Origin of the sequence: Enterovibrio coralii (assembly GCF_001559595.1) — a bacterium.
In the GTDB taxonomy this organism is placed as follows: domain Bacteria; phylum Pseudomonadota; class Gammaproteobacteria; order Enterobacterales; family Vibrionaceae; genus Enterovibrio; species Enterovibrio coralii.
On record NZ_LNTY01000032.1, the window covers coordinates 128,630 to 136,141 of the forward strand.

A 7,512-nucleotide genomic window follows, 5' to 3' on the forward strand; every position below is an offset into this window, starting at 1 on the left:
TCTGTATTGATCTTAAAAAACGAATCCACAACAAAAAATCGACACAATGATGAGCAGCAACCCAAGATCGTTACTATCTTAAAGATGAGACAGGGAGGGAATACCTAGCTAACCTGCAGCACGGAACCTGTGAAGGATTCACTTAAGTTCCAGTCCTTTTCGCCGATATAACGATATCTGCATTTTTAATTGATTTTGAATGACCACGTTTAACGAACTCCTCGGCACGAAGTCAGGCGACTCTGACACCGTTATTAAGCAGCGATACAAGTTGCTGTCTCATCGTGTGCACCCGGATAAAGGCGGCTCAAAAGCGTTGATGCAATTGGTGCGTCATGCATATGAGAATGTATCCAAGGGGAAAGGGGATGGTTTTTTGACACCTCCAGCATCGGTATCGATGGGAAACGGAGGCGTGTCAGATGCTGAAGTTCAGAAAATCAGAAGAGAACGTGATGAGCTACACGCGCTGAATCAATTGTTAAAAGCACAGCTTGCACAAGCAAAATCAGGAATGAAAACCCAAAGCGGTGGCGATAGCACGGGCTTTCAGCGAAAGATCGCACAGCTGGAAGGCGAGATTGTCTTGCTAAAAGACGAGCGCAATAGATTGAAAGCGCAGAAAGATGAAGCAGTCAGTGAGCAAAACAAACTGGCTGGTGATTTGCGACGTGCTCTCTCTGAAAATGAAGTGCTTGAGACGGACTTGCATAATGCGCCAAGCATTCAACTTGCTTCAATTACCTCTTGGTTAAGCCGCGCAGCGTTCCGCTTGTCGTGACGCTGTCACTTATTGGCGGGGGCTTCTATGGCTACAACCACGTAAATTGGGTCAGCGTAAAACATTGGATAGTGGGTAGCCCGCCACCACCTGCGGAACCTGCATTGAAAGTACTTCACGCCAAGGTGATGCCGGAAGAGGTTGAAGTCATTGTTGAAGATGTGAGCGAAACAGTGTCGGACCTAATGGATACGACACACAAACCGTTTTTACAGCTCACTAATTTGTCTGGCAGTTGGGCACTGGCTTCATATACCGAATCAGATTCGCCTTACATTGCAATCAGAAGCGAAAATGGCTCATACATTGTGAATGATTGCAGCGGTACTTTTACGCTGTATCTCAATGAACAATATCGTCCGTTGAGAGTGGCTGCGAATTTGATTTATTTGCACCAAAACCAACATTTTTTCGTATATGAAATACCGTATGGGCAAGGATCTTCACCTGAAAGTTGGATGCAAAGCCGACGTTTGAAGATCAACGATGAGTACTTTACGAGTGACGACTTTAAGTCGAACTACAATGCATTAATCAAGCAGTGCCAAAATCTGAGCTAGTTTTGAGCAAAAACCTAAAATTCGTCTTAAGCTTATGAATATGCGAGGGAAATAAACCTGTATGACGATGCTTGATAACCACTACATGCTTCAACAATTCACGCCTGAAAGGGTAGATGCGCCTTCAGGTGTTCTAAGTCGACAAAGCCTGGTCGTCAGTGACTGTGTGAGCGTGAAAGAGCTGGTGACGGGCATTGGAATCCCCGCGTGGTCTGATGGTAATGAACCCGCAAAAGCAGATGCTCAGGTTGTCCAAACGCTGCTGATGTCAGGCTGCAAATTGGTTGGTAAAGCGCAGGTCGACGATTTTGGCACGAGTGTGAGTGGCCAAAATCCGTTTCTTGCTACGTTAAGTAATCCGGTTGCAAAAGGTGCTCGCCTTGGCGGTTCATCTTCAGGCATTGCAGTCGCTATTTCGACGGGAAAGGCAACGCTGGGAATCGGCAATGATTGCTGTGGTGGTGTTTTGATTCCGGCTTCTTTCTGTAACCTGTTTGGCTACCGTCCATCGCAGGGAATGATCGATCTTCGTGGTATCGCTGCGCTTTCTCCTTCTTTCGATGCTGTAGCATCATGCCAAAAAACTGCCTACGCTTCAACAGATTGCAGAGAAATGTTGGACGAAACCCCCCAGAGCTGCGCGATTCAAAGGCATCAAATATGCGTCAACACTGTTCCAAGAGCTGCTCCCGATTGAGGCGATGTTGGAGTGGGAAGTGACGATGTCTTCCAACGAAGTGCCGAGACAAGATATCTCTAATTTCAGCAAGTTGATTTTGACGCAAGCGCACAACATACATACCACCATTCTGGGCAGAGAGATTGACCTTGAATATGGACAGTGGCTTGATCACTACAAGCCCAAGCTTTCGGAAGAAACGGCGGAATTTTTGAAACGCGTAAGAGGTAAGAGCTTCAAAGAGTTCGTCGAGACGAAAAAGAAAAGAGAAATATTCACAGAAACACTTCGCGGTCTTTTTTCCAGCGGCGAACTTCTGATGATTCCCACCACACCAGGTCAAGCACCACAGAGCTATGAAGTCGATGACACTTTCCTGTTAAACCAGCGTCGTTTGTATGCCATTGCCGAGGTGGCGGGTCTAGCTCAATTGACTTTGCCAGTGGTGAATGTAAATGGTGCACCAATGGGCGTATCACTCCTTGCTTTGCCAGGCGAAGATAGGTTGCTATTTGACGCAGCTGCTCGCTGGTTCATGTGACATAACCATTTCACTTCTATTTCAGGCTTATACCTACAAACCCTCCGGTATAGCTAGTTCTCTCTAGCCCATAACGTTGTGATGTGCAATAGAAAAACACCTTAAGAAAACGCTTTCATACCGTAGTAATTCACAACTAAAAACGACCAGAATTATCGTCACTAGGTCAAGAAAAATTTATTTTTTCGTCAAGAATGATTTAAGTTATTGAATAATATGTGAATTATAGCATTTGGTCTGCTTGTGACCTATTCACAGATTCTGTGGATAACTAGGTGAATTACGTGAGAGCAATGTTTTTTAAGTTCATGAATATAAATGCTTTATTCCGTATCCCTTGTGCTTTTTTTCGTCGGCTTTAGGCTGTGAATGTTCTTGAAATGCAATAAATCTGTCACTCTGTTTCAGCAGAGAAAGAAATACCTCGATCTTGTCGCGGCTTCATGTGTGAATATGCAACTTATTACAAAGACTCCAAACACCCTGTGTTTAAGATATTCATTTATTAGATAATACTAACAGTACGTCATTTCGTATCTGATAAGCGTTTAAGTGCTTATTAATCACTATGTATCCAAATAACATCCATAACATCATGGGGTTACAAATAAGATATGCACTCAAACTTTAGATAAAGCATGAAATACACTTTAAAAATAGTGTGTTTATTTTTGTTTTACGTGCTTTTTGGTCCCAATCGTAAAAATGCGACAAATTGAATCGAGTGTTCGAGATTAAGCTCTCCTCACGAGATGATTTTGTACGCTATAGGCTGCTTTTACAGCATGCAATTCAGTTAATTAGTCGTTCAAAGAATTGCGTAAGTTGTATTGCGGTCATGCTTAAGGGACGAAAAGATGGCTGCTTCAGACAAGAGCAAGAAGGGTGTTTCAAAAGACAAGCCAAATTCGAACAGACTTCAGTCTGGATTTCTGAAAGTTGGTATTGTCGCCGCAATCTCGGCTGTGTTCGGGGTAGTGGTTTTCTCTTTACCCAGCGAAAACCAATCAGACATTGCTCTCTCTCAATCTTCGACAGATCCAACCCTCATTGGCCAACAGAACCTTGTCACGAATACAGGTTCAGCATCAAGGCGTATAGACCCTAAGCCCGTTGTCTTGATTCCTTTCGAAGACAGTCTTGCTGGCAACGGTATCGAGCATCCTGTCGATCCTGAAAGACCTTGGCTACAAGACTCATTGAGAAAACGTCCATTCAGTGAATACTGGGTAAATCAAGTCAATGCGCATTTGGCACAAGAGAGAACACCGGGCTGGTTAAAATTTGAAAACTATCAAATTCAACAAGGCCGTGATCCTCTACAACTTCCAACCTTCGATCGTATGGCTGCCTCTGAGCATATTCCGGGTGTGATAACCGTACGTATTGCTGATGGTGTAGATACCTTTACGGCGTTGTCTGATATTGGCTTGGCGCACAAACAAGCACTGAATCCAGCGTTACCTGAAGCTCGCATTCATGTTTATGCATTACCAGAAAACATGCCGATGCGAGAAGCAGTAGAAGTTGTCAATGCACATCACAATGTTGCTTACGCTGAGCCCGATTACAAAATTGAATGGGCACTGGCACCGAATGAATCAAACGGTGGAATCAACATTGGTAATGCGTGGTGGCTCAATCAAATTAACGCGTATGAAGCGTGGGATACCATTACCGATGCCACAGCCATTGGGCCCATTGCGGTCTACGACCAAGGCATCCTCCGCAGTCATGAAGATCTTCAAGGTAACTTCTGGGTAAACTCAGATGAAATTGCAGGCAACGGTGTTGATGACGACAACAATGGCATCGTCGACGATATCAATGGCCGTACCAATCGCGTCTTTGGGGGACACGGAACACCGGTAGCAGGCACGATCTGTGGGCGTGGTGATAATGGTATTGGCTACGTGGGCAGTGCATGGCGATGCCAATTAATGGATACCGGGGGACCACTGAGTTTTTCAGCGGCGGTATCGGATGCAATGGCATCTTTGCTCTATGCAACAAACAAAGGTTCGCGTTTATCAAACCACAGCTGGGGTATCAGAAACGATTACAGCCAAGCTTTCAAAGATGTAATCACCCAAATCGCAGACGACGACCATTTGATGGTTATTGCCTCCCACAACTTCAACTCAAATATTGATGCTGCACCCGTTTATCCCGCCTCTTATGACAATGAAAACATTTTAAGTATTGCGGCATCAAATCAAAGCGAAGGGCGAATCAGCTATTCAAACTATGGCCGCACGAGCGTAGATATTGCGGCTCCGACAGAATTTAATACCGCCAATTCTTCTGGCGGATATTCTGGCTTCAGCGGTACATCTCAGGCGACACCTGTTGTCACGGGGATTGTGGGCTTGGCGTGGTCAATGGATCCGTCAATGACTTACCGAGAAATTAAACAGCTGGTTTTGGATACTGCGCGTCCGGTTTCCGCGTGGCGCGGCTTAACGGTTTCTGAAGGTATCATCGACATGAAAAGGCTGGTGGAGTCTGTGATTGTCGATACTGATGGAGACGGCATTCTTGATGATGTGGACACGGATGATGACAACGACGGAGTGTTAGACGTCGATGATGCTTTCCCGAAAGATCCGGAAGAGTCGGTAGATACCGATGGTGATGGTATAGGCAACAACGCTGATCGCGATGATGATGGCGATGGCGTTAATGATGAAGATGATTGGCGTCCTCTGGATCCAAACGAACAATACGACACTGATGGCGACGGCATTGGTAATTCACAAGATACCGATGACGATAATGACGGTGTATCGGACGAAGATGATGCGTTCCCTCTAGACCCTGAAGAAACCACCGACTCGGATAACGATGGCGTGGGTGATAACACAGACGTGTTCCCGAATGATCCGAATGAAACCACGGATTCAGATGGAGATGGTGTTGGCGATAACGGTGACGTAGACCGTGATAACGATGGATTGAGCGATACGTTGGAATCTCGCGTTCAAGCTGACATTGTCGATTGGCCAGTTCTGACGGGTAATGCTGCGTTCAATGAAGGCGTGTTGACGGCAAATGGCGGTAGCTGGGGCTATCAAGCCAACTCCGCACGCTTTTCTAGCTATGGTTTTACCGATAACTACCGCTTCCAGTTTAACGTCGATGCGACAGGCACGTACAACATGATTGGGTTGGGCTCTGTGGAAAGCTCAGCCAGTTATACGGATATTGATTTTGCATTCTACCTCGTTAACTCAACGCTTTACGCGTATGAAAACGGCGCATCAATTGGAACGATAGGCACGGTCGCCGTGGGCGATACTCTGGCGATTGAAGTAAAAGAAGGCGTGGTGACCTACTTAAGAAACGACAATCCTATTCGCACTGTGAACCTTGGCGGTGAGACGCCGGACTATTACGTCGATTCAAGTTTCTACAGCGGTGCAATCAGGTTGTCAGCCCTTCAGGTTGTACCTATTGAAGGTGCAGGTATCTCTGCTGACGCTGATAATGATGGCTATGCAAATGACGTAGACCTTGATAGTGACAACGACACGATCCCTGATGTCATCGAAGCGGGTTTAGCGGATGAAGACGGAAATCTGACTGTCGATAGCATCGATCTTCAAGCGTCTGTCGACCCAGCACCAGACTCAGATAACGATGGTATTCCTGACTTCCTTGACCTTGAAAGTCGCAATGCCGCCAATGACGGTACCGCGTTTGATATGCATGGATATCACTTTGCAGCCTTCGATACTAACGGCGACGGTATGCTGAATCTGCAAGATGGTGAGGGCGGAGGTGACGTCAACAAAAATGGTGTCGATGATCGCGCAGAAGACTCTGATGGCGACGGTATCTCCAATCCAAACGACGAGGATGACGATAACGACGGCACCTTAGATATCTACGATGCCTTCCCGTTTGATCCAAATGAAGACACGGACACCGATGGCGATGGCGTGGGCGACAATGCCGATGCTTTCCCAACAGACAGTTCTGAAACCAAAGATACCGACGGTGACGGTGTGGGTGATAATGCCGATGCTTTCCCAGAAGATGACGCTGAAACCAAAGACTCTGATGGTGATGGTGTCGGTGACAATGCCGATGTGTTCCCTAATGATGCATCCGAAACCCATGACGCAGATGGTGACGGCATTGGTGACAATGCAGATATTGACCGCGATAACGATGGCTTATCGGACGAGCTGGAATTGCGCTCTGATGCAGATATTGTCGATTGGCCAGTGCTGACTGGTAATTCGGCATTCAATGAAGGTCAGCTAACGGCAAACGGCGGAAGTTGGGGTTATCAAGCGAACTCAGCGCGCTTCTCAACATACGGTTTTGATAATAACTACCGCTTTGAGTTTAATGTCGACGCGACCGGTACTTACAACATGATTGGTTTGGGTTCTGTTGAGAGCTCAGCGAGTTATACCGATATTGATTTCGCGTTCTACCTTGTTAACACAACCCTCTACGTGTACGAAAATGGCTCATCACGCGGTAGCATTGGCAGCGTAGCAGTGGGAGATACGCTTGCCATTGAAGTGACGCCAAGTGCTGTTTCCTACCTTCGCAACAACGACGTTTTACGCACAGTCAATGTTTCGGGCGATACGCCGGACTACTACGTTGACACCAGCTTCTACAGCGGTGCAATTCGTCTGTCTGAGTTGAAAGTTGTGCCCAATCAAGGCGGTGGCAGATCCGCCGATGCTGATACTGACGGCGTTACGAATGATTTAGATCTCGACTCAGATAACGACACAATACCTGATGTGATCGAAGCGGGTCTTGCCGACGCCGATGGCGACTTGATGGTTGATCAAAACAACCTGCAAGGTACGGTTACCCCAGCACCAGACACTGACAACGACGGCATCCCCGATTATCTCGATCTCGAAAGTAACAACCCAGAGAACGACGGTACTGCTTTCGACATGCACGGTTATGACTTCGCGGC

At 46.6% G+C, this 7,512-nt stretch carries 5 protein-coding genes; all 5 read left to right on the forward strand.

The genetic code is table 11. The annotated features are described in order from the left end of the window. Positions 1-199 precede the first annotated feature (199 nt). Positions 200-781 (forward strand): hypothetical protein, encoded by a 582-nt coding sequence (locus tag ATN88_RS28580; protein ID WP_332308887.1) that lies wholly within the window; start codon positions 200-202, stop codon positions 779-781. Beyond that, positions 778-1,341, forward strand: a complete 564-nt coding sequence (locus ATN88_RS28585; protein WP_332308888.1) for a hypothetical protein — start codon at positions 778-780, stop codon at positions 1,339-1,341. The genes ATN88_RS28580 and ATN88_RS28585 overlap by 4 nt, the downstream gene beginning before the upstream one ends. A 61-nt stretch (positions 1,342-1,402) precedes the next feature. Next, complete coding sequence (locus ATN88_RS27195; RefSeq protein ID WP_083539460.1) at positions 1,403-2,038, forward strand: amidase family protein; 636 nt, start codon at positions 1,403-1,405, stop codon at positions 2,036-2,038. Positions 2,039-2,045: 7 nt separating this feature from the next. After that, a complete protein-coding gene (locus ATN88_RS27200) occupies positions 2,046-2,561 on the forward strand; it encodes an amidase family protein (protein WP_232313095.1) in 516 nt (171 codons plus the stop codon). Positions 2,562-3,418: 857 nt separating this feature from the next. Continuing rightward, positions 3,419-7,512: S8 family serine peptidase (locus ATN88_RS10640; protein WP_157490701.1), on the forward strand; the 4,094-nt coding region annotated here is incomplete at its 3' end.